At 70.7% G+C, this 24,813-nt stretch carries 20 protein-coding genes; 10 read left to right on the top strand and 10 right to left on the bottom strand.

What is annotated here, in order from left to right:
* Positions 1 to 50 precede the first annotated feature (50 nt).
* Together ABD908_RS17315 and rsmA are read left to right on the top strand one after the other, a co-directional pair.
* Positions 51 to 1,544: a resuscitation-promoting factor gene (locus ABD908_RS17315; protein ID WP_344998192.1), complete on the top strand. Its 1,494-nt coding sequence runs from the start codon at positions 51 to 53 to the stop codon at positions 1,542 to 1,544.
* Positions 1,545 to 1,597: 53 nt separating this feature from the next.
* A complete protein-coding gene (gene rsmA, locus ABD908_RS17310; RefSeq protein ID WP_344998206.1) occupies positions 1,598 to 2,476 on the top strand; it encodes a 16S rRNA (adenine(1518)-N(6)/adenine(1519)-N(6))-dimethyltransferase RsmA in 879 nt (292 codons plus the stop codon).
* A gap of 153 nt (positions 2,477 to 2,629) precedes the next feature.
* Here the strand turns inward: rsmA and ABD908_RS17305 are convergent, their stop codons facing one another.
* Positions 2,630 to 3,589, bottom strand: coding sequence for a helix-turn-helix transcriptional regulator (locus ABD908_RS17305; RefSeq protein ID WP_344998190.1), 960 nt, complete (start codon positions 3,587 to 3,589; stop codon positions 2,630 to 2,632).
* A gap of 204 nt (positions 3,590 to 3,793) precedes the next feature.
* Here ABD908_RS17305 and ABD908_RS17300 point away from each other — a divergent pair, with 204 nt between their 5' ends.
* Genes ABD908_RS17300 through ABD908_RS17290 form a run of 3 tightly spaced genes read left to right on the top strand, consistent with a single transcriptional unit; the run spans position 3,794 to position 7,662 of the window.
* On the top strand, positions 3,794 to 4,756 hold the full coding sequence (locus tag ABD908_RS17300; protein WP_344998188.1) for a 4-(cytidine 5'-diphospho)-2-C-methyl-D-erythritol kinase: 963 nt from the start codon (positions 3,794 to 3,796) through the stop codon (positions 4,754 to 4,756).
* A 6-nt stretch (positions 4,757 to 4,762) separates the two neighbouring features.
* On the top strand, positions 4,763 to 6,658 hold the full coding sequence (locus ABD908_RS17295) for an ABC-F family ATP-binding cassette domain-containing protein (protein ID WP_344998186.1): 1,896 nt from the start codon (positions 4,763 to 4,765) through the stop codon (positions 6,656 to 6,658).
* Entirely contained in the window at positions 6,655 to 7,662 is a 1,008-nt protein-coding gene (locus tag ABD908_RS17290; protein WP_344998184.1) for an enoyl-CoA hydratase/isomerase family protein, read from the top strand. Before ABD908_RS17295 ends, ABD908_RS17290 begins: the two co-directional genes overlap by 4 nt.
* A 90-nt stretch (positions 7,663 to 7,752) precedes the next feature.
* Here the strand turns inward: ABD908_RS17290 and mqo are convergent, their stop codons facing one another.
* Together mqo and ABD908_RS17280 are read right to left on the bottom strand one after the other, a co-directional pair.
* Complete coding sequence (gene mqo / locus ABD908_RS17285) at positions 7,753 to 9,219, bottom strand: malate dehydrogenase (quinone) (RefSeq protein ID WP_344998182.1); 1,467 nt, start codon at positions 9,217 to 9,219, stop codon at positions 7,753 to 7,755.
* Positions 9,220 to 9,228: 9 nt separating this feature from the next.
* Entirely contained in the window at positions 9,229 to 10,725 is a 1,497-nt protein-coding gene (locus ABD908_RS17280) for an FAD-dependent oxidoreductase (RefSeq protein ID WP_344998179.1), read from the bottom strand.
* Positions 10,726 to 10,842: 117 nt separating this feature from the next.
* Between ABD908_RS17280 and ABD908_RS17275 the strand changes: the two genes are divergently transcribed.
* Positions 10,843 to 11,442: a TetR/AcrR family transcriptional regulator gene (locus tag ABD908_RS17275; RefSeq protein ID WP_344998177.1), complete on the top strand. Its 600-nt coding sequence runs from the start codon at positions 10,843 to 10,845 to the stop codon at positions 11,440 to 11,442.
* On the opposite strand, the gene ABD908_RS17270 is transcribed toward ABD908_RS17275, so the two are convergent.
* Positions 11,439 to 13,037 carry a peptide chain release factor 3 gene (locus ABD908_RS17270; protein WP_344998175.1) on the bottom strand — a complete coding sequence of 533 codons (1,599 nt, stop codon included), beginning with the start codon at positions 13,035 to 13,037 and terminating at the stop codon, positions 11,439 to 11,441. The genes ABD908_RS17275 and ABD908_RS17270 overlap by 4 nt on opposite strands.
* A 106-nt stretch (positions 13,038 to 13,143) precedes the next feature.
* Between ABD908_RS17270 and ABD908_RS17265 the strand changes: the two genes are divergently transcribed.
* Together ABD908_RS17265 and ABD908_RS17260 are read left to right on the top strand one after the other, a co-directional pair.
* Positions 13,144 to 15,633 carry an AAA family ATPase gene (locus ABD908_RS17265; RefSeq protein ID WP_344998173.1) on the top strand — a complete coding sequence of 830 codons (2,490 nt, stop codon included), beginning with the start codon at positions 13,144 to 13,146 and terminating at the stop codon, positions 15,631 to 15,633.
* Positions 15,630 to 15,992, top strand: a complete 363-nt coding sequence (locus ABD908_RS17260) for a hypothetical protein (protein WP_344998171.1) — start codon at positions 15,630 to 15,632, stop codon at positions 15,990 to 15,992. Before ABD908_RS17265 ends, ABD908_RS17260 begins: the two co-directional genes overlap by 4 nt.
* Before the next feature lie 28 nt (positions 15,993 to 16,020).
* On the opposite strand, the gene pth is transcribed toward ABD908_RS17260, so the two are convergent.
* A complete protein-coding gene (pth, locus tag ABD908_RS17255; protein ID WP_344998169.1) occupies positions 16,021 to 16,599 on the bottom strand; it encodes an aminoacyl-tRNA hydrolase in 579 nt (192 codons plus the stop codon).
* Between the two features lie 23 nt (positions 16,600 to 16,622).
* The gene (locus ABD908_RS17250) at positions 16,623 to 17,219 is read right to left on the bottom strand and encodes a 50S ribosomal protein L25/general stress protein Ctc (RefSeq protein ID WP_344998167.1); all 597 of its coding nucleotides are present in this window, start codon (positions 17,217 to 17,219) and stop codon (positions 16,623 to 16,625) included.
* Between the two features lie 254 nt (positions 17,220 to 17,473).
* Between ABD908_RS17250 and ABD908_RS17245 the strand changes: the two genes are divergently transcribed.
* On the top strand, positions 17,474 to 17,914 hold the full coding sequence (locus ABD908_RS17245; RefSeq protein WP_344998165.1) for a limonene-1,2-epoxide hydrolase family protein: 441 nt from the start codon (positions 17,474 to 17,476) through the stop codon (positions 17,912 to 17,914).
* A gap of 83 nt (positions 17,915 to 17,997) precedes the next feature.
* Here ABD908_RS17245 and ABD908_RS17240 read toward each other — a convergent pair whose 3' ends face one another.
* The 4 genes from ABD908_RS17240 to ABD908_RS17225 form a co-directional block, all read right to left on the bottom strand.
* Positions 17,998 to 20,535: an ATP-dependent Clp protease ATP-binding subunit gene (locus ABD908_RS17240; protein WP_344998163.1), complete on the bottom strand. Its 2,538-nt coding sequence runs from the start codon at positions 20,533 to 20,535 to the stop codon at positions 17,998 to 18,000.
* Between the two features lie 83 nt (positions 20,536 to 20,618).
* Positions 20,619 to 21,416, bottom strand: coding sequence for a family 1 encapsulin nanocompartment shell protein (locus ABD908_RS17235; protein WP_344998161.1), 798 nt, complete (start codon positions 21,414 to 21,416; stop codon positions 20,619 to 20,621).
* A complete protein-coding gene (locus tag ABD908_RS17230) occupies positions 21,417 to 22,463 on the bottom strand; it encodes a Dyp-type peroxidase (protein ID WP_344998159.1) in 1,047 nt (348 codons plus the stop codon). It lies immediately after the preceding gene.
* 90 nt (positions 22,464 to 22,553) lie between these two features.
* Positions 22,554 to 23,747, bottom strand: coding sequence for an NAD-dependent formate dehydrogenase (locus ABD908_RS17225; protein WP_344998157.1), 1,194 nt, complete (start codon positions 23,745 to 23,747; stop codon positions 22,554 to 22,556).
* Between the two features lie 260 nt (positions 23,748 to 24,007).
* On the opposite strand from ABD908_RS17225, the gene ABD908_RS17220 reads away from it, so the two are divergent.
* Positions 24,008 to 24,676: a hypothetical protein gene (locus ABD908_RS17220; protein WP_344998155.1), complete on the top strand. Its 669-nt coding sequence runs from the start codon at positions 24,008 to 24,010 to the stop codon at positions 24,674 to 24,676.
* Positions 24,677 to 24,813: the final 137 nt, after the last annotated feature.

Genomic DNA, 24,813 nt, shown 5'->3' with positions numbered 1-24,813 from the left:
CGAACGGCGATCATCCGATCACCGTGACAGCCGATCCGGGAAGACGTGACGTGGCAGAACTCGACGCCCTCGAAGCCGACAGGGACGCGCCTGCGACCCCCCGACCGAACCGGTTCACGCCCGCCCGGGTGGGCGCCGAGCGCACCGCCGAGTTCGATCTCGAGGGAGTGGCGACGCGCGTCGCCAAGCCCGGTGTGGCCGTCCGCTCCGAGGCCGACGCGCAGTCCGATGATCGCGTAGCTGCGCTCGAAGCCGAGATCCACACGCTCGAGGACGAGGTCCGCCACCTGCACGGCGACGTGGACGGACTCGAGGGCGAGGTGCACGACCTCGAAGGCGAGGTGCACTCGCTCGAGGACGAGGTCGAGCGCGCCCACGAGGCGGCGGCCGCAGCCGACGCCGGTGCCGCGAAGGCCCACCGTCCGCGCCGCCTGGCGGCGCTGCACACCCGCCCGGCCCGCATCGTGCTCGCCGTGCTGCTCGTGCTCCTCATGATCGGCGGCGGCCTGGCGATCTCGCTGTACCAGACGGTGACGCTCAACATCGACGGCCGCAGCCGCACCGTCGAGACCATGAGCAGCTCGGTCCGGTCGATCCTCGCGGCCGCGGGCATCCGTACCTCGGGCGCCGACCTGGTGAGCCCGGCGCTCTCGGCGCACATCCACGGCGGCGCGATCACCGTCCAGCACGCCCGGCCGATCACCATCAACGTCGACGGCAGCGTCCGGCACCTGACCACCACCTCGCTGACCGTGCAGGGCGCGCTCGCCCAGGCCGGCCTCGCCGATCCCCGCGACTTCACGTCGCTGCCCGGCTCCGCCGCGGTCCCGCTGACAGGGCTGGCCGTGTCGGTGAGCACGCCGGTGCGTGTGCACCTCGTCGACGCCGGCAAGGCGAGCACGGTGGACGCCGCCGGACGCACCGTCGGCGAGTACCTGGCCAAGCTGGGCGTGCCGCTGGAGCAGAACGACCAGGTCGTGCCCTCGGCCGGCACCCGGATCACGCCCGGGATGGACATCGCCGTGACGCGGCTCCGCACTCAGGAGATCACCATCACCGAGCGGTACATCGCGCCGCCTCGGAAGGTGCAGGACCCCACGCTGCAGACCGGCAAGATGATGGTGCGCAAGCCCGGCAAGGCCGGCAGCCAGCAGGTCCGGTACCTGGTGACCACTCGCAACGGCGTCGTCACCGGCCGGCAGCGCCTGGGTTCGAGCGTCACCGACTTCGGCGTCCCCGGCGTCATCGCGGTCGGCACCGCGCCCGGCGCCCCCTACGTCCCCGCCGGGTCCGTGTGGGACCAGCTGGCGCAGTGCGAGTCCACCGGCAACTGGGCCATCAACAGTGGCAACGGTTTCTACGGCGGCATCCAGTTCGACCTGAACACCTGGCTGCGCTGGGGCGGTGGCAAGTACGCGCCGCGTCCCGACCTGGCCAGCCGCGACGAGCAGATCGACATCGCCCGCAAGACGCTGTCGGCGCAGGGCTGGGGAGCCTGGCCCGCCTGCTCGGCGCACCTCGGCCTGTCCGGTAACGGGGAGTAGGGTCGGCGAGCGACGGCGGCGGGACTCCCGGCGTCGTCGCTAGCGACGGGGGACTGGACCTGAACTCGACACCGACACCGGCACGACTGCTCGGCCCCGCGGAGATCCGCGGTCTGGCCGAGCAGTTGTCCGTTCGCCCGACGAAGACGTTGGGGCAGAACTTCGTTCACGATCCGAACACCGTGCGCAAGATCGTCGCGACCGCCGGTGTGCAGCCCGACGACATCGCGCTCGAGGTGGGCCCCGGCCTGGGATCGTTGACCCTCGCCCTGCTGGACAACGCCGCCCGGGTCACCGCCGTCGAGATCGATCCCGTTCTTGCGCAGCAGCTTCCGATCACCGTCGCCGGCCGGGCGCCGGACCTCGCCGGCAGGCTCACGGTGATCGAGTCCGACGCGCTGCGCGTCGGCGGCGCGCAGGTGGCGGCGGCCGGGGCGCCGACGGTGCTGGTGGCGAACCTGCCGTACAACGTGGCCGTACCGGTGCTGCTGCATCTGCTCGCCGAGGTGCCCACGCTGCGAACGGTTCTCGTGATGGTGCAGCTCGAGGTGGCCGACCGGCTCGCCGCGGGTCCCGGCTCGCGGGTGTACGGCGTGCCGTCGGTGAAGGCTGCCTACTACGGGAGTGTGCGCAAGGCGGGGACGGTGGGCCGCAACGTCTTCTGGCCCGAGCCGAATGTGGAGTCGGGCCTGGTTCGGATCGACCTGCGCGCCGCGGACGAGCGCGTGACGGTGGACCGCACCGCCCTGTGGGCGGTGATCGATGCGGCATTCGCCCAGCGCCGCAAGACCCTTCGTGCCGCGCTCGCCGGCTGGGCGGGTTCCCCCGCCGCGGCGGAACGGATCCTCGTCGCCGCGGGCGTGGATCCCCGTGAGCGCGGCGAGAAGCTGGGCGTGGCGGAGTTCGCGGCGATCGCCGCGGCCCGCGCCTGACCCGACATGTGCACAGTTCCGTCGATCTCGAACATGTGCACCGTTCCGTCGTCCTCCACTCACCATGTGCACCGTTCCGTCGGCGGTCGACGAAACGATGCACATGGTGGATGGGGCGGTAGCGGGTCTGCCGACGAAGCGGTGCACATGTTGTCAGGCGTCGAGGTAGCGCCGGCCGATCGCGTGGCACTCGGCGCGTAATTCCTCGGGTTCCAGCACCCGGAATGGGCGGTCGAATCGGGTGAGCCAGTGGGCGATCTGCGGCACCGATACCGACCACACCGTCACCACGCAGCTGTCCGGGCCTCCGGATTCCACTGCGCCCCAACGCTCCTGGACGATCGGTGCGATCTCTGCCAAGGGAGCGAGGATCTCGATCCGCGCGGCGGCCTGCCGGTACACGCGGTCGACGGACCGTTGCACGTGCGCGGCCGCGCCACCGTCGGGCACCGGGCGCGGTATGAACCGCGGCCCGGTCGGCACCACCGGCGCCATGCGGTCGATGCGGTATGTCCGCCAGTCGCCGCGTTCGACGTCGAAACCCAATAGATACCAACGGCTCCCGAGACGCACCACCTGATGCGGCTCGGTGTCGCGCCGCATCGGCACCTCTGCGTCACCGTCAGCGCTGCGCCGCACGTAGTCGAACCGCAGCCGCTCGCGCGCCCGACACGCCTGCGCTACGGCACGCAACACGTCCGCGTTGACGGCGGGGCCCGGCGCAGTGGCCTGCACCTCGATGTCGACGGTGCCGAGCCGGTGCCGGATCCGGGTGGGCATCACCTGCCGCAGCTTCGCGAGCGCGCTCGCAGCCGCCTCGCCGAGCCCGGTCACGGTGGCCGTGGCCTCCGACTGCAGGGCGACGGCCACGGCCAGGGCCTCGTCGTCGTCGAGCAGCAACGGAGGCATCTGCGCGCCCTGGGACAGGCGGTAGCCGCCGCCGACCCCCCGGGTGGCGGCCACGGGGTAGCCGAGGGTGCGCAGCTTGTCGACGTCGCGACGCACGGTCCGCGGCGTGATCTCGAGCCGCGCGGCGAGTTCGGCCGCTGACCACTCGGGACGGGCCTGCAGCAGCGACAGGAGGGCCAGCAGCCGCGCGGATGCGTCGAGCACCACGCAAGTCTGGCACGTCGGCCGGCATCCGACATGTGCATCGTTTCGTCGACGCACCGGCCGACGGAACGGTGCACATGTTGGATGTGCGGCGGCCGGCCGACGGAAGGGTGCACATGTCGGGCCGACGGAAGGGTGCACATGTCGGGGCGGCGGACGACGTGCGCGGCCGAGCCCGGCCCGCGCCTCGACTAGGCTCGTTTCGTGTTGTCCGTGGTACCCCAGCCGATCAGTGCGCGCGTGCCCGCCAAAGTCAATCTGCACCTGGCGGTGGGTGACCTGCGCCCCGACGGATATCACGAGCTCACCACGGTGTTCCAGGCGCTCTCGCTGCACGACACCGTCACCGTCGTCCGCGCTGCGGATCAGCACCGCGCCGAGCCCACCGTCCGCGTCTCGGGCGAGGGGGCCGCCGACGTCCCGGCCGATACCAGCAATCTCGCCGCGCGCGCTGTCCTGGCCCTGGCCGAGCGCTACGACCGGATCCCCGCTGTCGACATCGCCATCAGCAAGGACATCCCCGTCGCCGGCGGTATGGCGGGCGGTTCGGCAGACGCCGCGGCCGCTCTGGTCGCCACTGCCGCGCTGTGGAAGTTGGACGCGCCAAGGGCGGAGCTGCTGGAGATCGCCGCCGGACTCGGCTCGGACGTGCCGTTCTGCCTGCTCGGTGGCACCGCGCTCGGCGTCGGCCGGGGCGAGCAGCTGGTCCGCGTACTCAGCCGCGGCCCGTTCCACTGGGTGCTGGCACTGGCCCGCGAAGGCCTGAGCACGCCCGCTGTCTTTCGTGAGATCGACGACCTGCGCGCCGTCGGTGCCCCGCCCCGTGCCGGCGCCGCGGACGACCTGATCGCAGCGCTCGCGACGGGCGATCCGCACCGGGTGGCGCAGCACCTCGCGAACGACCTGCAGGCCGCCGCGCTGTCGCTGCAGCCGGGCCTGCGCCGAACGCTCCGCGCGGGCGTCGAGGCGGGCGCGCTCGCGGGTATCGTGTCGGGCTCGGGCCCCACGTGTGCGTTCCTGTGCGCCGACGGTGAGGCTGCCGTCGCGGTCGGCTCGGAGCTGGCGGGCGCGGGTGTGTGCCGAACGGTGCGCGTCGCCTCCGGCCCGGTACCCGGTGCGCACCTGCTCGACGAACAAGCGCAAGGCGATCACGGAATGGGGAAGTAGATACCAGTGGCGAATCTCGTCAACCTGGAGACGGTCAGCAAGAGCTTCGGCATCCAGCCGCTGCTCGAGTCGGTCTCCCTCGGGGTACAGACCGGGGAGCGGATCGGCGTCGTCGGCCTCAACGGCGGCGGCAAGACCACCCTGCTCGAGATCATGGCCGGGATCGAAGAGCCCGACTCGGGACGGGTGTCCCGCGCGACCGACCTGCGGATGGCCGTCGTCACCCAGCGCGGGGAGCTGCCCGCCGGCACCGTCGCCGACGTGGTGCTGGGCCCGCTGGGCGTGGCCGAGCACGAGTGGGCGGGGGACACCCGGATCCGGGATGTGTTGAGCGGCATCGGGATCGGCTCCGACCACACGCTCGCCGAGGGGACGCTGGACCTGCACCGCGACGTGTCCGGGCTGTCGGGAGGCGAGCGCCGCCGCGTCGCCCTGGCCGCGGCGCTGGTGCGCGAGCTGGACCTGCTGATCCTGGACGAGCCCACCAACCATCTCGACGTCGAGGGCGTGCAGTGGCTCGCCGACCACCTGGTGCGCCGCCGCTCGTCGCTCGTGGTGGTGACCCACGACCGCTGGTTCCTCGACACCGTGGCCACCCGGACCTGGGAGGTCGCCGGGGGTGCCGTCAACTCGTACGAGGGCGGATACAACGACTGGGTGTTCGCGCGCGCTGAGCGCGACCGGCAGGCCGACGCCTCCGAGGAGCGGCGCCGCAACCTGGCCCGCAAGGAGTTGGCGTGGCTGCGCCGCGGCGCCCCCGCTCGCACGTCGAAGCCGCGGTATCGCATGGAGGCGGCCGAGGCGCTCATCGCCGACGTCCCAGCGCCGCGGGACTCCGTGGCCCTCGCCGCGTTCGCGCAACGCCGGCTCGGGCGGGTGGTGATCGAGCTCGAGGACGTGCGCCTCGAGGCCCCGGACGGGCGAGTGCTGGTCGACGACCTGACGTGGCGCCTCGCGCCGGGTGAGCGGGTGGGCCTCGTCGGAGTCAACGGCTCGGGGAAGACGACGCTGCTGCGAGCGCTCGCAGGGGACATCGCGACGCCGGGAGCGGAGCGAGTGGGTCGCATGGACGCGCCCGCGGCCTCCCCCATCCTCGCGGCCGGTCGGCGCGTGCAAGGCCAGACGGTGCGCCTGGGCTGGCTCAAGCAGGAGCTGGACGACCTCGACGGTGATATGCGGCTGCTGGCAGCGGTTGAGGAGGTCGCCGGCCGAATCCAGTTGGGCGACAAAGAGATATCCGCCGGTCAGCTGGCCGAGCGGCTGGGCTTCACGCCCGCGCGGCAGCGGACCCCGGTCCGCGACCTGTCCGGCGGCGAGCGGCGCCGACTACAGCTGACCCGCGTCCTGATGGCCGAGCCCAACGTCCTGCTGCTCGACGAGCCGACCAACGACCTCGACATCGACACGCTGCAGCAGCTCGAGGACCTGCTCGACTCGTGGGGCGGCACGCTCGTCGTGATCAGCCACGACCGGTACCTGATCGAGCGGATCTGCGACTCCACGTGGGCGCTGTTCGGAGACGGTCATCTCACCAACCTGCCCGGTGGCATCGAGGAGTACCTGCGCCGGCGTGCGCAGCTGACCGCGGGACTGCCGGCCGCGCACGCGGCCCAGGTCGCCGAGGCGGCCGCAGCCGTACCGTCGGAGTCCGCGGCCCCGGACGATGCGCCCGCGAGACCCCGCGACGCCAAGGCGGAGCAGCAGGCGCGTAAGGAGATGAATCGCCTCGAGCGCCAGCTGACCAAGCTGTCCGCGGAGGAGGACGGCCTGCATGCGAGACTGGCCGAAGCGGCCACCGACCCCGACCGCTTGATCGAGCTCGACGGGCGTCTCCGCGACGTGGTGGCCGAGAAGGAGACCGCCGAGATGCGGTGGCTCGAATTGGCCGAGGATTGGGGTTGAGCGTTCCAATGACTTTCGTCGCGACGATGGTGTCCGGTGGTACCGGGCATATCGCGCTGAATCGGCCTAAGGCACTCAACGCCCTCACGCGGGAGATGGTGCGGGCGATCAGCACGGCCCTGGCCGAGTGGGAACACGACGACGTCGTGACCCGCGTGCTGATCACCTCGACGTCGCCTAGGGCGTTCTGCGCGGGCGGCGACATCCGCACCATCCGCGACGAGGTCGTCTCGGGCGCCGACTTCACCAGGTTCTTCGCCGACGAGTACGAGATGAATCTGACGCTCGCCGAGTACCCGAAGCCCGTGATCGCGCTGATCGACGGCGTGGACATGGGCGGCGGGCTCGGGATCTCGGTGCACGGCAGTCACCGCGTGGCCTCGGAGAAGGCACTGTTCGCCATGCCCGAGACGGCGATCGGCTTCGTCTCCGATGTGGGTGCCACCTACTTCCTCGCCCGGCTCCCGAAGAACGTCGGGCGACTGATGGGCATGACGGGGGCGCGGCTCGGCGCGGGCGACGCGCTCGCCGTGGGGCTGGCCACGCACTTCTGCCCGAGCGAGCGGATCGGCGAGCTCGCCGAGTCACTGCTGCGGGGCGAGGACACCGCCGCGGCACTCGCCGCCGTCGCCGCCGAGCCCCCCGCGGCCGAGCTGCCGTTCGACGAGATCGACACCGTCTTCGGCGGTGGTTCGGCGTCCGAGGTGCTGGCCGCCGTCGAGGGCGCCGCGGGCGCCTGGGCCGAGGGTGTCCGCACTGCGCTCCAGAGCGCGTGTCCCACATCGGTGTTCGTGATCTACGCCCTGCTGGCGCAGGCCGTGCACCGGACCCTGCCGCAGTGCCTCGCGGAGGAGGCCGTCGTGGGTGCGCGGATGATCCGCCGGCCCGACTTCGCCGAGGGTGTGCGCGCGGTGCTCATCGACAAGGACCGCAACCCCTCGTTCACGCCGGCCACCTTCGCCGACGTCGACGACGCGGCGATCGCGGCACTCGTCGGACCCTGACGGTCTCGCCACCCCCACCCGGCGGTGTTCGCCCGGATCGGCAGGTCTCCCGCGTGGCCGGCCCTGCGGGGAACCCGCCGATGTGGGTGGCTACGGCTCGATGCCGAGCGCGGCGGCGGTGCGCGCCATGGTCGCCGCGGCGAGCTCTGGGGCGTCGGTGAGCGCTACGCCGAGCGTCGGCACCATCTCGTGGAGTCGATCGGCCCAGGCACCCTCGTAGCGGTTGGGGAAGCTCTTCTGCAGCACCGACAGTGCGATCGGGACGGCCGTCGAAGCACCGGGGGAGGCGCCGAGCACACCGGCCAGTGACCCGCCGGCCGAGGAGATCACCTCGGTGCCGAACTGCAGCACCCCGCCGCGTTTCTGGTCCGGCTTGACGATCTGCGCCCGCTGCCCCGCGGCGTACAGCTCCCAGTGGTCGTCGCCGACCGTGGGCGCGAACTCCTTGAGCTGCTTGAGTTTGTGCGCCGGGCTCGAGGTGAGGTCGCCCACCAGCAGGCCCAGCAGGTTGAGGTTGGCGAGTCCCATGCGGGCGAACGGCAGCACGTTCCCCGGCCGCAGGGTGCGCGGCATGTCGAGCAACGAGCCGTTCTTGAGGAACTTCGGGTTGGCACCCGCGTAGGGGCCGAACAGCACCGACTTCGCTCCGCCGATGATGCGGGCGTCCAAGTGAGGCATCGACATCGGGGGAGCTCCGATCGGCGCCTTGCCGTAGACCTTGGCGTGGTGTCGCTCCACGACCTCGGGTGCGGTGGTGCGAAGGAAGTGTCCGGCGATCGGCAGCAGCGAATATCCGTGGATCTCCGGGGCGTTCGCGGTCTGCAGCAGCTCCAGCGCACGGCCGCCGGCGCCCACGAAGACGAACCGGGCGTGCACCGTCGACTCGTGCCGTGTGAACGTGTTACGCACCTTCAGGTTCCAGCCGGCACCGTCGGGCTCGATGCGCGCGACGTCGCGGTTGACCTGCACGTCCTTGTGATGGCTCAGCAGCTGCCGGGTGAGCAACCCGAAGTCGACGTCCGTGCCGGTCGCGTCGAAGGTCGCCGCGATCGTGTCCGACTCCGGGCGGCCCTCGACGATGAGCGGTGCCCAGGAGGCGATCTCGTCGCGGTCGGTGGAGTACCGCATGGAGCGGAAGAGCGGCGACGCACTCAGCGCGTCGTGCCGGCGCCGCAGGTAGTCGACATCGTCGCCCCCGCGCACCAGCGTCATGTGCGGGCATTGGTTGATGAACGAATTGTCCTGCAGCTGGCCGGTGTCCAAGAGGAACTGCCAGAACTGGCGACTCTGCTGGAACTGCTCGTTGACCCCGACGGCCTTGGTGATGTCGATCGAGCCGTCGGGCCCCTCGGGGGTGTAGTTGAGCTCGCACAGCGCGGAGTGTCCCGTGCCGGCGTTGTTCCATGCATCGGACGACTCGGCGGCCACCTCCGGCAGGCGTTCGAATACCCGGATCGACCACGACGGCTCCAGGTTGCGCAGGAACGCGCCCAGAGTCGCGCTCATGATCCCGCCGCCGATCAGGGCCACGTCGACCGTCTCGTTGTGGGTGCTCATGTGCTCAAGCTACGCCTTCGTCCCAGGGACTGTGGACGAGCTGTGGGCGATGGCACAGCCAGTCCAGCGCTCGAGGGCGGGTCGCCACGTGGGGTCGCCGGTGGTGCGTGCGACCCACGCGATGTAGCCGTCGGGGCGCACCAGCACGGCGGGGCCGGCGTCGGCGCGCTCCGCGCGCAGCAGGCCCGACGGTGCCGCGCTCCCCGCCGCATGCCCCGTCCCGCGCTCGGCGATCAGCACGAACCCGGGCGTGCGACTCACGACCGCCAGCCGCTCGCCGCGCAGCGGTATCTGTTCGGCGCGCGTGCCGACTAGCCGGTTCGCGCTACGGGAGTGGTGATAGCGCAGCGTGACGCCGGAGAAGCTGCCCGCCACCCGCGCCCCGAGCGGGCGGAATCCGAGAATGCGCGGTGCGAGTAGGTCGCGCAGCCAGCGCGCGGGCACCGGTCCCAGGGTCGCAGCGCGCATCATCGCGCCGCTCTGCAGCAGGACGCGCCGCCCGATCGGGTGCCGTTCGGTCTGGTAGGTGTCCAGGACGCTGTCGGGTGCGCCGCGCAGGGCGAGCCCGAGCTTCCAGGACAGGTTCGCGGCGTCCTGGATGCCGGTGTTCATGCCCTGCCCGCCGGCGGGGGAGTGGGTGTGCGCGGCGTCGCCGGCGAGAAACACGCGACCGTGCCGGTAGCGTGCGACCTGTCGTTCGTCGCAGTGGAACCGGGACTTGGAGTGGATCTCCTCGATCCGGAGTCGCGTACCGAAGGCGGTCGTGAGGACGCGCGCGACCTCGTCGCGCGAAACGGGCGCGTCGTCGGGGAGCAGGTTGTGCCGGTCCCACGTCATCGAGCGGTACCACTCCCCGTCCCCGTAGGGCGCGAGGAATCCGAACGTCTGGGGGGTGCCCCCTAGGGTCAGTCGGTCGATCCGCGGCCCGTCGGTGAGTCGCACGTCCGCGAGGACGGCCGATCGCAGCACGGTGTGGCCGGGGAAAGGCATGCCGAGCAGGTCGCGGACGGTGCTGTGGGCGCCGTCGGCGCCGACCACGTACGCGGCCCGGTACGTGCTGGTGGGGCCGCCGCCCTTCGGCTGTGCGATGACGGTGACCCCGTCGGCGTCCTGCTCCAGCCCCACCACCTCGACGCCCCGTCGCACGTCGGCGCCCTGCTCGCGAGCGTAGCGTCCGAGTGTCCGGTCGACGTTGGTCTGCGGCGTGATCAGGGTGAACGGGTAGCGTGACGGCAGTCGGTCCAGGTGGACCGTCGCCCCGCCGAACAGCGCTACCGAGGGTGAGCGCGCCCCGAGCTCGAGCAGCCCCTCCGCCAGGCCGCGCGCATCCAGCAGCTCGAGTGTGCGGGCCATGGTCGCGAAGGCCCGGCTGGACGGATTGACGTCCGGCCAGCGCTCCAGCACCGTCACCGTGTGCCCGTCCCGGGCCAGATCTCCCGCCACCGTCAGCCCGGTCGGTCCGGCGCCGACCACGAGTACGTCCACCGAGGTCTTCTGCGCGTCCATCGATCCTCCCGTCTCCGTGCCCGGATATGTCACCGGGTGTTGACTTAACGGTAGACCGGCGCGGCGGAGAAGTCCACAGGTGATGACTTATCGGCGCTCGCACGGTAGGTTCGTTGAATGAGTCCGACCGGTGACAGCCCGCGATCGGTGCCGCGAACGCGGGACGCGGCCCGCACCCGCCGCGACATCCTGGCTGCGGCGCGGGCCCGGTTCGCCGACGACGGGTTCGACCGGACGACGCTGCGGGCCGTCGCGGCCGATGTGGGTGTCGACCCGGCGCTGGTGATGCGTTACTTCGGTAACAAACGGGGGCTGTTCGCGGCGGCGGCGCACCTGACCCTCGACTTCCCGGACCTGAGCGCGGTGCCGCCGGGGCGGTTGGGGGAGGTGCTGCTGCTGCGGTTCTTCGCCGTGTGGGAGGAGGACCGCACGTTCATCGCACTGCTGAGGTCCGCGATGAGCAGCGACGAGGCCGCCGCGGCGCTCCGCGAGGTGTTCATCCGGCAGGTGATGCCCGCGCTGTCGGTGGTGACCCCCGACGATCCCGCACGCCGCGTCGGCATGGCCGGCGCGCTCATCATCGGCCTCGCGACCACGCGATACGTGCTCGTGACGCCGGGCATGGCGGACGCCGGACGGGACGAGATCGTCGCCTGGGCGGGGCCGGTGCTCGAGGCGCTCCTGACCGGGCCGGCTCCGGGCGCCCCGGAACGCTAATCGGCGGCGGCGACCAGGGTCTCGAGCGCCAGGTCGGGCAGTTCCTTCTCGATGTACTGCAGCCGCCACTTGTCGGAGAACAACGCGAGCAGGACACCGTCGGTGCGCTCGAAGACCTCCACGCCGCGCTGCCGGTTCAACTCGTCGGCGCTCGCGGCGTCGGTGCGTCGGGCGACGGTGTAGCCGAGGCGCTCCTGTTGCACGTCGACGTTGAACTCCGTCTTCATGCGCGCGGCGACCACCTCGAACTGCATCGGCCCCACCGCCGCCATCACGGGCGACGCGTCGCCGCGGATGTCGTTGCGCAGCAGCTGGACCACGCCCTCGGTGCCCAACTGCTCGATGCCCTTGCGGAACTGCTTGTACTTGCCGGCGCTGTCGGCGCGCACCACCGCGAAGTGCTCGGGCGCGAACGATGGGATAGGCGGGAACTGGACCTTCTTCTCGGCGTACAGCGTGTCGCCGGGCGCGAGCGCGGTCGCGTTGACGAGGCCGACGACGTCGCCGGGAAACGCCGTGTCCACGGTCTCGCGCTCGCGGCCCACCACCGTCATCGCGTACTTGGTGGCGAACGGCTTGCCGGTCTGGGCGTGCGTCACGACCATGCCCCGCTCGAACTCACCGGAGACGATGCGCATGAACGCGAGGCGGTCGCGGTGCGCGGAGTCCATCCCCGCCTGGACCTTGAACACCACGGCGCTGAACGGGTCGGAGACCTCGCGCTCGGCGCCGTCGATCCCCGCGCGCTCGTGCGGCGCGGGCGCGAGCTCGACCAGGGCCTCGAGCAGTTGGCGCACACCGAAGTTCAGGATCGCCGACGAGAAGATCACCGGCGAGGTCTCGCCCGCCAGGAACGACTCCTCGTCATGGACCTGGCCCATCTCGGCCATCAGCTCGGTCTCCTCCACCGCCTCGACCCACACGTCACCCTCGCGCTCGAGCGCGGCGTCGGCGTCGAGGTGTTCCTCGGGGGCGATCTTCGCGCCGCCGGCGGTCCGGGTGAACTTCACGTACTCACCGGTGCGGGCGTCGCGCAGTCCGCGGAAGTCGCCGGCGATGCCGACCGGCCAGTACAAGGGGGTGGGGGTGAGGCCGATGCGCTCGGAGATCTCGTCCAGCAGCTCGAGCGGCGTCCGGCCCGGTCGGTCCCACTTGTTGATCACCGTGATCACGGGGATCCCTCGGTGTCGGCACACCTGGAACAGCTTGAGCGTCTGGGGCTCGAGGCCTTTCGCCGCGTCGATCAGCATGACCGCCGCGTCGACCGCGGTGAGTACGCGGTAGGTGTCCTCGGAGAAGTCGGCGTGGCCGGGGGTATCGACGAGGTTGATGACGGACGCCTGATCGGTGCCGGTGGGGGTGTAGTCGAATTGCAGCGCGGTGGAGCTCACCGAGATGCCACGCGCCTTCTCCATCTCCATCCAGTCGGACACGGTGGACTTGCGGCCCGCCTTGCCGTGGATGGCGCCCGCCTCGTTGATCAACCGCGCGTGCAACGCGAGCGCCTCGGTCATCGTCGACTTGCCGGCGTCGGGATGGGAGATGATGGCGAAGGTGCGGCGGCGAGCGACCTCGTCGGCGATGGGTGAACTCACGAGGCGCCATCCTACCGTCCGTGCAGGTAGCGGCTGAAATCCTCGATACCTGTCGCACCGTCGACCTACAGTCGCAGACGACTCGATACATGGCGGGGAGGCCACGATGACTGGGGACACGACGGAGCAGACGGTCGCGGAGGAGCTACGTCGGCTGCTCGCGGAACAGGTGGCGCTGGCCGCCATCGACGCCGGTGATCTGGAGGAGGGGGCCACCGACATCGTGATCGCTGCGCTCGAGGGCGAGGAGGCGCTGGCGGCAGCGGTGGGCGGCGTATCGGTCGACCGGCCGACGCGCACGGGCGACCACGGCGCAGTCCCGGTCGCGAAGGTCGCCTACCTGCAGGCGCTGGAGGTCGAGGGGTTCCGCGGCATCGGTCGTCGGGTCCCGCTCGTCCTCGACCCGAAGCCGGGGCTGACAGTGATCACCGGGCGCAACGGGTCGGGCAAGTCCAGTCTGGTCGAGGCCATGGAGCTCGCGTTCACCGGGCAGACCTACCGTTACGCGGGCCGCACGTCGCAGCGGCTGGAGGCCTGGCGGAACATCCACCACACCGGCCGCGCGGGCGTACGGGTCCGGCTGGCGGTCCGCGGTGAGGGTATCACCGACGTGGGACTGAATTGGGATTCAGGCGCGGGGCGCGAGGACTTCACCCAGTGGGCGCAGCGGCCCGGAGACAAGCGTGTCGAGGGGACCGACCCATTGGGTTGGAAGATCCCCATCGAGATGTACCGGCCGATCCTGACCTACGACGAGATCGGGCACGTCTTCGACGGGAAACGCTCGGCGCTGTACGACGCGCTCAACCGGATCCTCGGGCTCGGCGATCTGACCGACGCCGTCACGCGGATCCGTGCGGTGCACACTGCGAAAGCCACCCTGCGGAAGACCGCGGACGCTCTCAAGAAGGACCTCGCACGTGATCTGAAGTCGGTCACGGACGAGCGCGCCGTCGCCGCGCTGAAGGAACTGCGTCGCCGACCCCCGGACGTCGCCGCAGTCGCGGCGCTCGCCACGGGGGATACCGGCAGGAGTGCGGTGACCAGCCTGCGTGAACTCGCTTCCGCATCCGTGCCGGACGCCATCGCGATCGACGCCGTATTCAGCGAGCTGTCCGGCGCACAGGCCGATTTCGCCGCGGCGGCCGTCGCCGACAGCGCGCGGGTCCGAGCCCGGCTCGATATCCTGCGTGCCGCGTTCGACTACCGCGGCGCGGGCGCTCGTGCTGCCGATGGCGCGTCGGTGCCCTGCATGGTCTGCGGCACCGGCATCCTGGACGACGCGTGGGCCGAGCGCGTGCGGGTCGAGCTGCGCGAGGCTCCCACGCGGGACGAGCTGGACCGAGCGAATGCCAGGTTACGTTCGGCGACGGAGGCGGCCGAGTCCCTGGTCCGGGGGATGCTGACATTCGCGGAACATCCAGCGCTGACGTACATCGAGACGCGCCGCGCGGACGCGATCTCCGCTGCGGCCACATACCGCGAGGTGGCGGGGCGGCATCCCGAGGGCGTCACAGATCCAGCGGCGAGGGCATCCGCCCATACACTCGCGACGTGCCTCGCGGAGGTCGCGGCGGTCGCCGCAGTGGAGGCGTCCGCGCGCGCCGATGTATGGGCGCCGTTCGCGGTCCGGCTCGCAGACTGGGTGGTGGCAGAGGAGCGGGCGGCCCCTTTCGACACTGTGGTGAAGCGGGTCGAGGCTGCGGCGGACTGGCTCGATCAGAAGGCGGCCGCGATGCGCGCCGAGCGGATCGCACGCGTCGAGTCCGAGGCCCGCGACATCTGGTCGAGCCTGCGCCAGGAGAGCAACGTCGATCTGCAGGCGGTCCGGCTCGAGGGCGCTGCGAAGTCGACCCAGCGGCACGTCCGGATGGAAGCCGCGATCGACGGCGAGGGAGACGACGCTGCGCTCTCGGTGATGAGCCAGGGCGAGCTGAACGCGCTGTCCCTCGCCCTCTTCATCCCGCGGGCGACGGCCCCGGAGAGTCCCTTTCGGTTTCTTGTCCTCGACGACCCCATCCAGGCTATGGATCCCGCCAAGGTCGACGGCTTGGTCCGGGTGCTCGACAAGCTCGCTCAGGATCGGCAGGTGATCGTCTTCTCCCATGACGACCGACTGCCGACCGCCGTCGCCCAGATGGGGATAGACGCAACGGTGCTCGGTGTGTTCCGCCAGTCGCGCTCGACGGTGCAGGTGAAGCCGGTGAGCGACCCGGCTAGCCGCTACGTGGCCGACGCGGGGGCGTTCCTCATCGACAGCCGGGTACCTGAGGACGTCAAGCGATCGGTCGTCCCTGGGCTGGGGCGGCTTGCGATCGAGGAGGCGGCGAAACGCGCGTACTTCGTCCGCGGCTACCGCGACGGCGCGCTCCGCGAAGCCCTCGAGGAGGCATGGGAGAAAGCCGGCAGACTCGGTGCGAAGGTGAATCTCGCCACGACGGGCGATCCGGCCAGCGACGCCTGGCTCCGCAGCCGACCTCAGTGTCGGCAGGCGATCGCATTCTGTAACAACCGATTCCACACAGATGGACCGGTGTCCGACCGCGATGTCGCGGCGATCAAGCAGGCGGTCGCCGAGCTGCGGGGGCTGGTATGAGCGCCGGTACTCCGGCCGCAACCCTGCTGCGCCGCGCGGAGCAGATCCTGGACGGCGAAGTCGACGTGGGGACGTACTCCGCGCGGATGGCGGCGCTGTTGGCGCGCAGAGCGCTCGAGATCGCCGTCGCCGAGCGTTGTGCGCGGTTGGGAGCCGTGCTGCCGGAGCGGGTCCAGATGCGGTCGCGGCTGGCGGTGCTGCGGGTACACGACGAACTCGCGCGGGCGCGGGCCGCGTCGTTCGCGTGGGGGCAGCTGAGCGCTGTCTGCCATCACCACGCATACGAGCTGGCGCCGACGGTCGATGAAGTCCGAGCGCTGTGCCGCTACGTCGCCGAGTTGTGCAGAGACGGGACGTAGACGTCACGGGCGGGCCACGGCGCGGATCTCACCAGGCGTGCACGGTGTTCTGCGCGTCCTCGAGGTCGCGGGTGAGCAGCAGCTCGACGGCGTCGGCGGCATTCGCCACCAGCAGCGGGACGTCCTTGCGCTCGGGCGGTGAGAACGGCTTGAGCACGTAGTCGGCCGCGTCCATCCGGCCGGGCGGGCGACCGATGCCGGCGCGCACACGGAGGTAGTCCTTGGTGCCCAGGTGCTGCGTGAGTGACCGCAGGCCGTTGTGGCCGCCCTCGCCACCGCCGCGCTTGAGGCGGACCGTCCCGAACGGGATGTCCAGCTCGTCGTGCACGGCGATCACGTCGGTGGGTGCCACGGAGAAGAACCGGGCCAGGGCGGCGGTCGGCTGCCCGGACAGGTTCATGAACGACTGCGGCTTCGCCAGATACACCAGCCGGCCCGCCAGCCGCGCTGTCGCCACCTCGGCCCCCGACTTCTTGTGTCGGGAGAACGTGGTGCGGGCACGGCCGGCGAGCTCGTCGGCGACCTCGAAGCCGATGTTGTGGCGGGTACCGGCGTACTTCTCCCCGGGGTTGCCCAGGCCCACCACGATCAGCGGTGTGTCGGTCACGTCGGTCCCTTCGAACTGTCCGGTTACTCGGCGGCCGCGGCAGCGCCCTCGCCGTCCTCGGCGTCCGCGTCCTCACGCTGCGCCTCGGTGACGTTGACGATCAGGGTCTCCGGCGGCGCGGTGACGGTGACGCCCGCAGGCACCTGCAGGTCGGCGGCGGTGATCTGGGTGCCGGCCTCGACGCCCTCCACGGACACGACGATCTGCTCGGGGATGCTGAGGGCGTCGGCCTCGACCTCGACGACGTTCGCCTCATGTGCGACGACGGTGCCGGGTGCGGCGTCGCCCTCGATCACGACGGGCACCTCGACGGTGACCTTCTCGCCCTTCCGGATCACGACCAGGTCGGCGTGCTCGATGTAGTTGCGCAGCGGGTGGACTACGACCTGCTTGGTCAGCGCGAGCTGCGACTTGCCGTCGATCTGCAGCTCGATGACGGCGTTGGTGCCCTCCTTGCGGAGGATCGCGGCGAACGCCCGTGAGGTGACGGTGAGGTGCTGCGGCTCGGTGCCGTGGCCGTACAGGACGGCGGGGACGAGGCCGGCGCGGCGGGCGCGGCGGGCGGCGCCCTTGCCGAACTCGGTGCGGACGGCGGCGTCGAGCTTGGTGGTGTCGGTCATGTTCGCTCCTGGAGGTGCGGGGGTGGGCCCGGCGATCGAGCGCCCCGCACGGGCGTGACCCGTATGAGGTGATCGCGTCGATAACGGCGGCCCGAGAGTCTCCTCCGGGCAGCCCTCGCCGAGATGTCGATGCTCACGATACCGCGCGTCCGGTCGCGGGACGAAATCGTGCGATCGTCGCCGGCCGGAAAACCTTCGCCTCACCGTCACGTCGAGTTCGCGCCGAGTTCCTTCCCCGCGCGGACCATGGGCACGTGAACACGTCGCTGCTCTGGTCTGCGCATGACGTCGCGGTGCGCTTCGTCGAGGCGCTCGGCGCCGGCGACGTGGAGTTGGCGCAGCGGCTGCTCGCGAAGGACGTGGTGTACACCCGCATGTCGTGGCGGACCCTGGACGGACGCGACGCGGTGGCCCGGCACTTCGCCCGGCGGGCCCGGTCGAGGACGCGACTCGAGTCGGTCCTGCAGTGCGCGGTCGCGGACGACGAGGGCCTGGTGCTCACCGAACGCGTGACGGCGCTGAGCCGCGGCCGGCTGCGGGTGCAGTTCTGGGTGTGCGGCCACTTCGAGGTGGTCGACGGCCGGATCACGGTGTGGCGAGACTACTTCGATTACCTCGCCGTCGCGCGGGCGGCGGCACGGGGCGTGGCCGGCACGATGGTGCCCGCTCTCCGCGCCCGCCCGCCGCGCGCCTGAGTCTCCCGACGCTCGTGACCGCGCCCCTGCCGGCGGGCCGGTTCCGCTGTCGTTTTCGGCGTGGGGCGTCGGCTGCGCCGCGGCTAACTGTGCGTCAACGGCGTCTCGCCGCTCGCCGTCGCACCGTCCGCGGCCGGCGCGTCGGCATGGTCGCCCACGCTGCCCTCCTCGACCTCCCGGCCACCGTGCGACGGATGCACGGTCTCGATCACCAGCCCGTCGTCGTCCGAGTCGACGCGAACGGTGTCGCCGGGGCCGATGGTGCCCTTCAGCAGCAGCGACGACAGCCGGTTGTCGAGCTCCTTCTGTACCGTCCGGCGCAGCGGCCGGGCGCCGAACTGTGGCTGGAACCCCGTGTCCGCCAGCCAGTCCTCCGCCTTCTCGGTGACATCCAGCTCGATGTCCTGGGCGCGCAGCAGATGCCGCGTACCGTCCAGGATCAGCCCGACGATGTTGCGCAGCTGCGCCTTGTCGAGGCGGTGGAAGATCACCGTCTCGTCGATCCGGTTGAGGAACTCGGGGCGGAAGTGGGCGTGCAGCCGCTCCTTCACCTTGTCGATGACGCTCTGCGTGAGGTCACCCTCGGGCGCCCCGAGGATCAGGTCCGAGCCGATATTGCTGGTGAGGATCACGATGGTGTTCTTGAAATCGACTGTGCGGCCCTGCGCGTCGGTGACGCGGCCGTCGTCGAGCAGCTGCAGCAGGATGTTGAAGACGTCCGGGTGGGCCTTCTCGATCTCGTCGAACAGGATCACCGAATACGGCTGTCGCCGAACCTTGTCGGTGAGCTGACCGGCCTCCTCGTAGCCCACGTATCCAGGCGGCGCACCGACCAGACGCGAGACGGTGTGCTTCTCCTGGAACTCGCTCATGTCGAATCGGATGAGCCGATCCTCGTCGCCGAACACGGTGGCGGCCAGGGCCTTTGCCAGCTCGGTCTTGCCGACACCGGTGGGGCCGAGGAACAGGAACGAGCCGATCGGCCGACTCGGGTCCTTCAGGCCGGCGCGGGCGCGCCGGACCGCCTCGGCGACGGCGACGACGGCCTCGTCCTGGCCGACGACCCGTTGGTGCAGGTCGTCCTCGAGACGCAGCAGCTTGTCCCGCTCCTCGCTCGTCAGGTCGGCGACGGGGATACCGGTGCGCCGGGAGATCACCTCGGCGATGTCGACGACGGTGACCTCGGGCTCCGCGGCGGTGCCGCCCCCCGCGAGCCGATCCTCGGCGTCGGCGATCTTCTTCTTCAGTTCGTCCGCGGCGGCGTAGTCCTCGCTCGCCACGGCGCTGTCCTTTTCCCGCTTGAGGCGCGCCAACTCGTCCTCGAGGGTGCGGGTGCCCGGGTCGGAGGTCTTGGTGCGCAGGCGCACTCGCGCCCCGGCCTGGTCGATCAGATCGATGGCCTTGTCCGGCATGAACCGGTCGGTGATGTACCGGTCGGACAGCTCCGCCGCTGCGACCAGAGACGCGTCCGAGTACCGCACCTGATGGTGTTCCTCGTACACGTCGACCAGGCCGCGGAGGATCTCGATGGTGTCGGCCACCGACGGCTCGGACACCAGCACCGGCTGGAACCGGCGCTCGAGCGCGGCGTCCTTCTCGATGTATCGGCGATACTCGTCGATGGTCGTGGCGCCGATCGCGTGCAGCTCCCCGCGCGCTAGGGCGGGTTTGAGCAGGTTGCCGGCGTCCATCGAGCCGTCGCCGCCGGACCCGGCGCCCACGATCGTGTGCAGCTCGTCGATGAACAGGATCAGCTCGTCGGAGTTCTCGCGCACCTCGTCGAGGATCTTCGTGAGGCGTTCCTCGAACTCGCCGCGGTACTTGCTGCCCGCCACCAGCGAGCCGACGTCGAGGGCGATGACGCGGCGGCCGGCGAGGGTCTTCGGCACATCGTCGTTGACGATCCGCTGGGCGAGGCCCTCGACGATGGCGGTCTTGCCGACGCCGGGGTCACCGATCAGGACGGGATTGTTCTTCCTGCGGCGCGAGAGGATCTCGATGGTCTGCTCGATCTCCTCCGCGCGACCGACCACCGGGTCGACCTTGCCGGCACGGGCCTCAGCGGTCAGGTCGCGGCCGTACTCATCGAGTGTCGGGGTGGAGCTGGGCTCCTGGCCGGCGGCGGGCGCGCCGCCGGACGTCTGGGCGTCGAGCCCGGGCGCCTTCGAGAGTGCTTGCGCCGCAGGCGTATCCGGGTTGTCCGCGATGCCGAGCAGGATGTGCTCGGGGCTCACGTAGCTCAGTCCGGCCTGCGCGGCGTGCTGCTGCGCGACGCGCACCGCGCGCTTGCTCGCGGGACTCAGTGTCACCGGTCCGCCACCGTCGGCGGAGGTCTGCGCGACCTCGCGCATCGCGGCGGCGATCCTGTCCGGATCGAGGCCCAGCCGCGAGATCACGTCCCGAGTCGGCTCGTTCATGGCTGCGGCGTACAGCAGGTGCTCGGGCGTGATCTCGCTGCTGCCCCAGTCCCGCGCCGCGACCTGTGCCTCGGCGATGAGGCTCTTCGCCTGCTCGTTGAGCAACCGGTTCAGGTCCACCCGCTGGACCGGCGGACGTGCCACCGAGCCCGAGCCGAAGAACCGTTGGAAGATGTCGTCGAATACTCCGTCGAGTTCACTCATCTGTTGTCTCCCTTGATCTCTCGACCTTGATCGCGCGACCCCGATCTCGCGACCGACAGCTGCCCGACGCGGGGTGGCCGCGGTCAGGCGGTGAGGGGCACCGAAGCCTCCGCGGTGTACGCCTGGAAGGTCACGGTCTCCTGCAGGTAGAGCTGGACGGATGTGGCGTCGTGGCTCAGATAGCCGATCTGGACATCGGTGCCGAGCGAGAGCTCGTAGTCGCCGCCGCGCGTCGTCAGGACGAACGCACCCGTGATCGCCGGCGCCCAGAAGATGCCGCCCTCGACCAGACGGTTGATGTGCTCGTAGATCGGGTAACCGTGATCGGAGGTCTCGCTCACCTGGGTGTAGGCGTCGGCCGACAGCACCACCGCATAGGGGCCGTCCACGCCGGCGAGGCGAAGCTCGGACAGCGCGTGCGAGACGACGTCCGGCGCCTCGCGCGCGTCGGTGGGCAGCTCCAGCGCCGTGTTCGAGCTCGATGCACGGATGCCCTGGATCCCCGCGGCCGGGTAGCCCTCGAAGATCGCCCGGTCCTCGGCGAAGGCGAGCTGCTTCGCGGCCGTCTTGACGGGGTCCCAGTCGGAGTCCTGCGCACCGCGTTCGACCTCGTCGATCGCGGCCCGGGTGACGGTGAACGGCACCCGCAGGCGCACCAGCGGCTTCGACTCGCGCAGATGCGCCTCGACGCCGTCGGCGGGCGCCGCCACGTCGAGCAGATGGCCGGTGTCGATCGCCGCCGCGGTGGGCCCGGCGGGGTCGGAGACGTCCACCACGCGGCGGCCGGCGATGTGCCGCTTGAAGGTTCGGCTCGCCTCGACTTCGATGGCCTGCCAGGCGGCGTCCGTGACGGGTGCCAGATGGCGGTAGAGGTTGCTCATCTACTTGATTCCTTTCAGGCTGCCGATCGCGAGGGAGCCGTCGGCGGGCGGTTGCGGTGCGGGTTCCGATGGTGGTTCGGCGGAGGTCGATCGGTCCGCACCCGGCGGCCCGGCCGGCAGATCGGGTGGGTTGTCGAGGAAGTCGACGGACGGCGTGAAGAACAGCCCACCGGTGACGGCGGTGGAGAAGTCGAGGATGCGATCGGTGACGCCCGGCGGCTCGCCGATGAACATGTTGCGGAGCATCTGCTCGGTCACGGCCGGCGTGCGTGCATAGCCGATGAAGTAGGTGCCGTACTCGCCCCGCCCGACCTCACCGAACGGCATGTTCTCCCGCATGATCTGCAGCTGGTTGCCGTCGGCGTCGTTGACCTGGTTGAGGACGATGTGGGCGGTCGGGGCCTTGTCCGCATCGGGGAACTCGATGTCCTCGAGCTTGGTCCGCCCGATGACACGCTCCTGCTCCTCCGTCGACAGCGACCGCCACGAGCCCATGTCGTGCAGGTACTTCTGCGCGATGACGTAACTCCCGCCGGCGAAGTCGGGATCCTCGGCGCCGATCAGCACGGCGTCGACCGCCGCGGTGCCCGCCGGGTTCTCGGTGCCGTCGACGAAGCCGAGGAGGTCGCGGTTGTCGAAGAATCGGAATCCGTCCACCTCGTACTCCACCGTGACGGCGCCGGCGAGGGCGTTCAGGATGTTGCGCGCCAGCTCGAAGCACAGGTCCTTCGACCCGGCCCGGATGTGCAGCAGCAGGTCACCCGGCGTCGACGGTGCCCGGTGCCGCGGGCCGTCGAGCTCGACGAAGCGGTGCAGCCCGGCGGGTCGAGGGCCGGTGAACAGCCGGTCCCATGCCTCGGACCCGATCGACGCGATCAGGGACAGGTGCCGATCCGGGTAGCGGAAACCGGTGGCGCGCACCATACTTGTTAGATCCGCGATGGTGTCGTTGACCTGCTCCTCCCCGCCCGGGTCGATGGTCAGGACGAGGAATATCGCGGATACGGACGATGGATCCAGGATCGGCTGAGCTGTCGGATCACTCACCTTCGCCACCCTACCTTCCTAGGACAAGGCCTGTCCCGACACCGGGATTCGGCGTCGGGACAGGTTTCGATATAGGGGATCCGGTTCAGATCACTTGTTGCCGGCGTCTGCGCCGGGGCTGGCCTTGCCGTCCGCGGTGTACGACTTCGCACCGGTACCGGCGAGCGCGCCGCCCTCGACGATCAGGTACTCGTCGCGGATCGGGGTGCCGGCGAAGTGGTTCTCCAGGATCTCCCGCGTACCGGCCGCGTACCGTGCCTGCGCAGACAGCGACGTGCCCGAGATGTGCGGCGTCATCGCCTCGTGCGGCATGGTGCGCCACGGGTGGTCGGGGGCCGGCGGCTGCGGGTACCAGACGTCGCCGGCGTAGCCCGCGAGCTGGCCCGAGCGCAGGGCGTCGACGATGTCCTCCTGCACCGTGATCTCGGCGCGGGCGGTGTTGACGATGTACGAGCCGCGGCGCATCGAGTTGATCAGGTTGGCGTCGAACATGTGGTAGGTCTTCGGGTGCAGCGGGCAGTGGATGTCGACCACGTCGACAGAGCTCACCAGGGACTCCACGCTCGGGTGGTAGGTGAGGTTCAGCTCCTTCTCCACCTCCTCGGGCAGGCGCCGGGTGTCGAAGTAGTGCAGGTTGACATCGAACGGCTTGAGCCGGCGCAGGACGGCGAGGCCGATGCGTCCGGCGGCGATCACGCCGACGTCGAAGCCCTCGAGGTCGTAGGAGCGCTCGACGCAGTCGGCGATGTTCCATCCGCCGTCGACCACCCACTGGTGGGACGGGAGGTAGTTGCGGACCAGCGCGAGGATCTGCATCACGGCGTGCTCGGCGACGCTGAGGCTGTTACAGAACGTCACCTCGGCGACGGTGATCCCAGCCTTGATCGCGGCGTCCAGGTCGACGTGGTCGGAGCCGATACCGGCGGTGAGGGCGAGCTTCAGCTTGGGGGCCTTCGCGATCCGCTCCGCGCTCAGGTAGGCGGGCCAGAACGGCTGGGAGATGACCACCTCGGCGTCGGGCAGGTGCTTCTCGAACTCGGAGTCCGGGCCGTCCTTGTCGGACGTGACGATCAGTTCGTGGCCGGCGGCCTCGAGGTACTTGCGCAGCCCGAGCTCGCCGGATACGCAGCCGAGCAGTTCGCCCGGGGTGAAGTCGATGGCGGACGGGGACGGCACGGTCTGGCCGTCCGGGTAATGGGTGATCGTCGGAATGGAGTCGCGTGCGTACACCGGCGGGTAGCCGGTCACCGGGTCCGGGTAGAGCACGCACAGGATCTTCGCCATTGATGTCTCCTTGATCGTGGAGGCGGTCGCTCCGGCCGCCGAGTCGCCGTCGAGATTCGAGGCGTCCTCAGTCTTGCGGCGGCGGTGGCGCGGCGTCCAAGACGGAGTTCCGACCGGGCGATAGGTGACTCCGATCAGGGCGGGTCACCCCGAGTGGGGACGGTCGGCGGCGGTCGGTGTTCTGCGGTCCGCAGTGGCCGGCGCCGGGGGCGACCGAGGTGCCTCCGCTAGCCTGCGAACAGACCACCGAAGGAGTTGCAGTGAACGCGCACACCCGTAAGACGTACACCTCGATAGTCGGTACCCCGGCGCCACGGAATCTGGCGTGGCCCAAGTTCGTGACGCTCTGGGAGGACATCGCCGACCGGGTCGAGGACGAGTCGGGCGATCGCCTCGCGGTCGACTTCGCGGGACATCGCGAGGTGTTCCACCGCCCGCACGACGGCCGCGTATCGATCGAGGACGTCGAGCGTGCGCGCACGCTGCTGCGCTCGTCGCCGGACCTGAAGGGGACCGGCACCGTCGTCGCGGTCACGATCGACGCGAAGCAGGCTCGGATCGTGTCCTTCGACCTGGACTCCGCGAAGGTCGTCGAGGCCGGCGAGACGGTCCGGGACCACGATCCGCGGGCGCATCACCTGCGCACCGTGGAGCGGCACACCGGTCGTGACGACGAGCACGACCTCAGCCACTTCTTCGACGACCTCGCGGAGGCCGTCGCTGCGGACGCACCGGGACAGACGTTCGTCGTCCTCGGCCACGGTGCCGGGAAGTCCGATGTCGCAGAGGGATTCGTCGAGCGTCTGCGGGCGCACCACGCCGAGGTGGCGGAACACGTCGCGGGGGTCGCGAACATCGACCTGAGTGCGGCCGACGATGCCGCGATCGAGGCGAAGGCGCTCGCGGTGATCGACGGCTCGGCCGACTAGCCCCGCCCCGCGGCCACCAGGCTCGCACGTGCCGACCGTTCGAGCGCCTGCGCGAGCACCGACGCCGGGTCGCCCGCGCTGCGCACGAGGGCGACGGGCCCGCGCAGCGCGGCACCGTCCGGCCCGACGCCGTCGCC

Origin of the sequence: Tsukamurella soli, from assembly GCF_039541155.1 — a bacterium.
Taxonomy (GTDB): Bacteria; Actinomycetota; Actinomycetes; order Mycobacteriales; family Mycobacteriaceae; genus Tsukamurella; species Tsukamurella soli.
This window is presented reverse-complemented; position numbering and strand designations above follow the sequence as displayed.

Excerpts from the sequence above, each read along its gene's own strand:
- ABD908_RS17275 (WP_344998177.1), top strand. The coding sequence starts at position 10,843 with ATGAGTCCGACCGGTGACAGCCCGCGATCGGTGCCGCGAACGCGGGAC.
- ABD908_RS17250 (WP_344998167.1), bottom strand. The coding sequence starts at position 17,219 with ATGACCGACACCACCAAGCTCGACGCCGCCGTCCGCACCGAGTTCGGC.
- ABD908_RS17280 (WP_344998179.1), bottom strand. The coding sequence starts at position 10,725 with ATGGACGCGCAGAAGACCTCGGTGGACGTACTCGTGGTCGGCGCCGGA.
- ABD908_RS17265 (WP_344998173.1), top strand. The coding sequence starts at position 13,144 with ATGACTGGGGACACGACGGAGCAGACGGTCGCGGAGGAGCTACGTCGG.
- ABD908_RS17225 (WP_344998157.1), bottom strand. The coding sequence starts at position 23,747 with ATGGCGAAGATCCTGTGCGTGCTCTACCCGGACCCGGTGACCGGCTAC.
- ABD908_RS17240 (WP_344998163.1), bottom strand. The coding sequence starts at position 20,535 with ATGAGTGAACTCGACGGAGTATTCGACGACATCTTCCAACGGTTCTTC.
- mqo (WP_344998182.1), bottom strand. The coding sequence starts at position 9,219 with ATGAGCACCCACAACGAGACGGTCGACGTGGCCCTGATCGGCGGCGGG.
- ABD908_RS17260 (WP_344998171.1), top strand. The coding sequence starts at position 15,630 with ATGAGCGCCGGTACTCCGGCCGCAACCCTGCTGCGCCGCGCGGAGCAG.
- ABD908_RS17235 (WP_344998161.1), bottom strand. The coding sequence starts at position 21,416 with ATGAGCAACCTCTACCGCCATCTGGCACCCGTCACGGACGCCGCCTGG.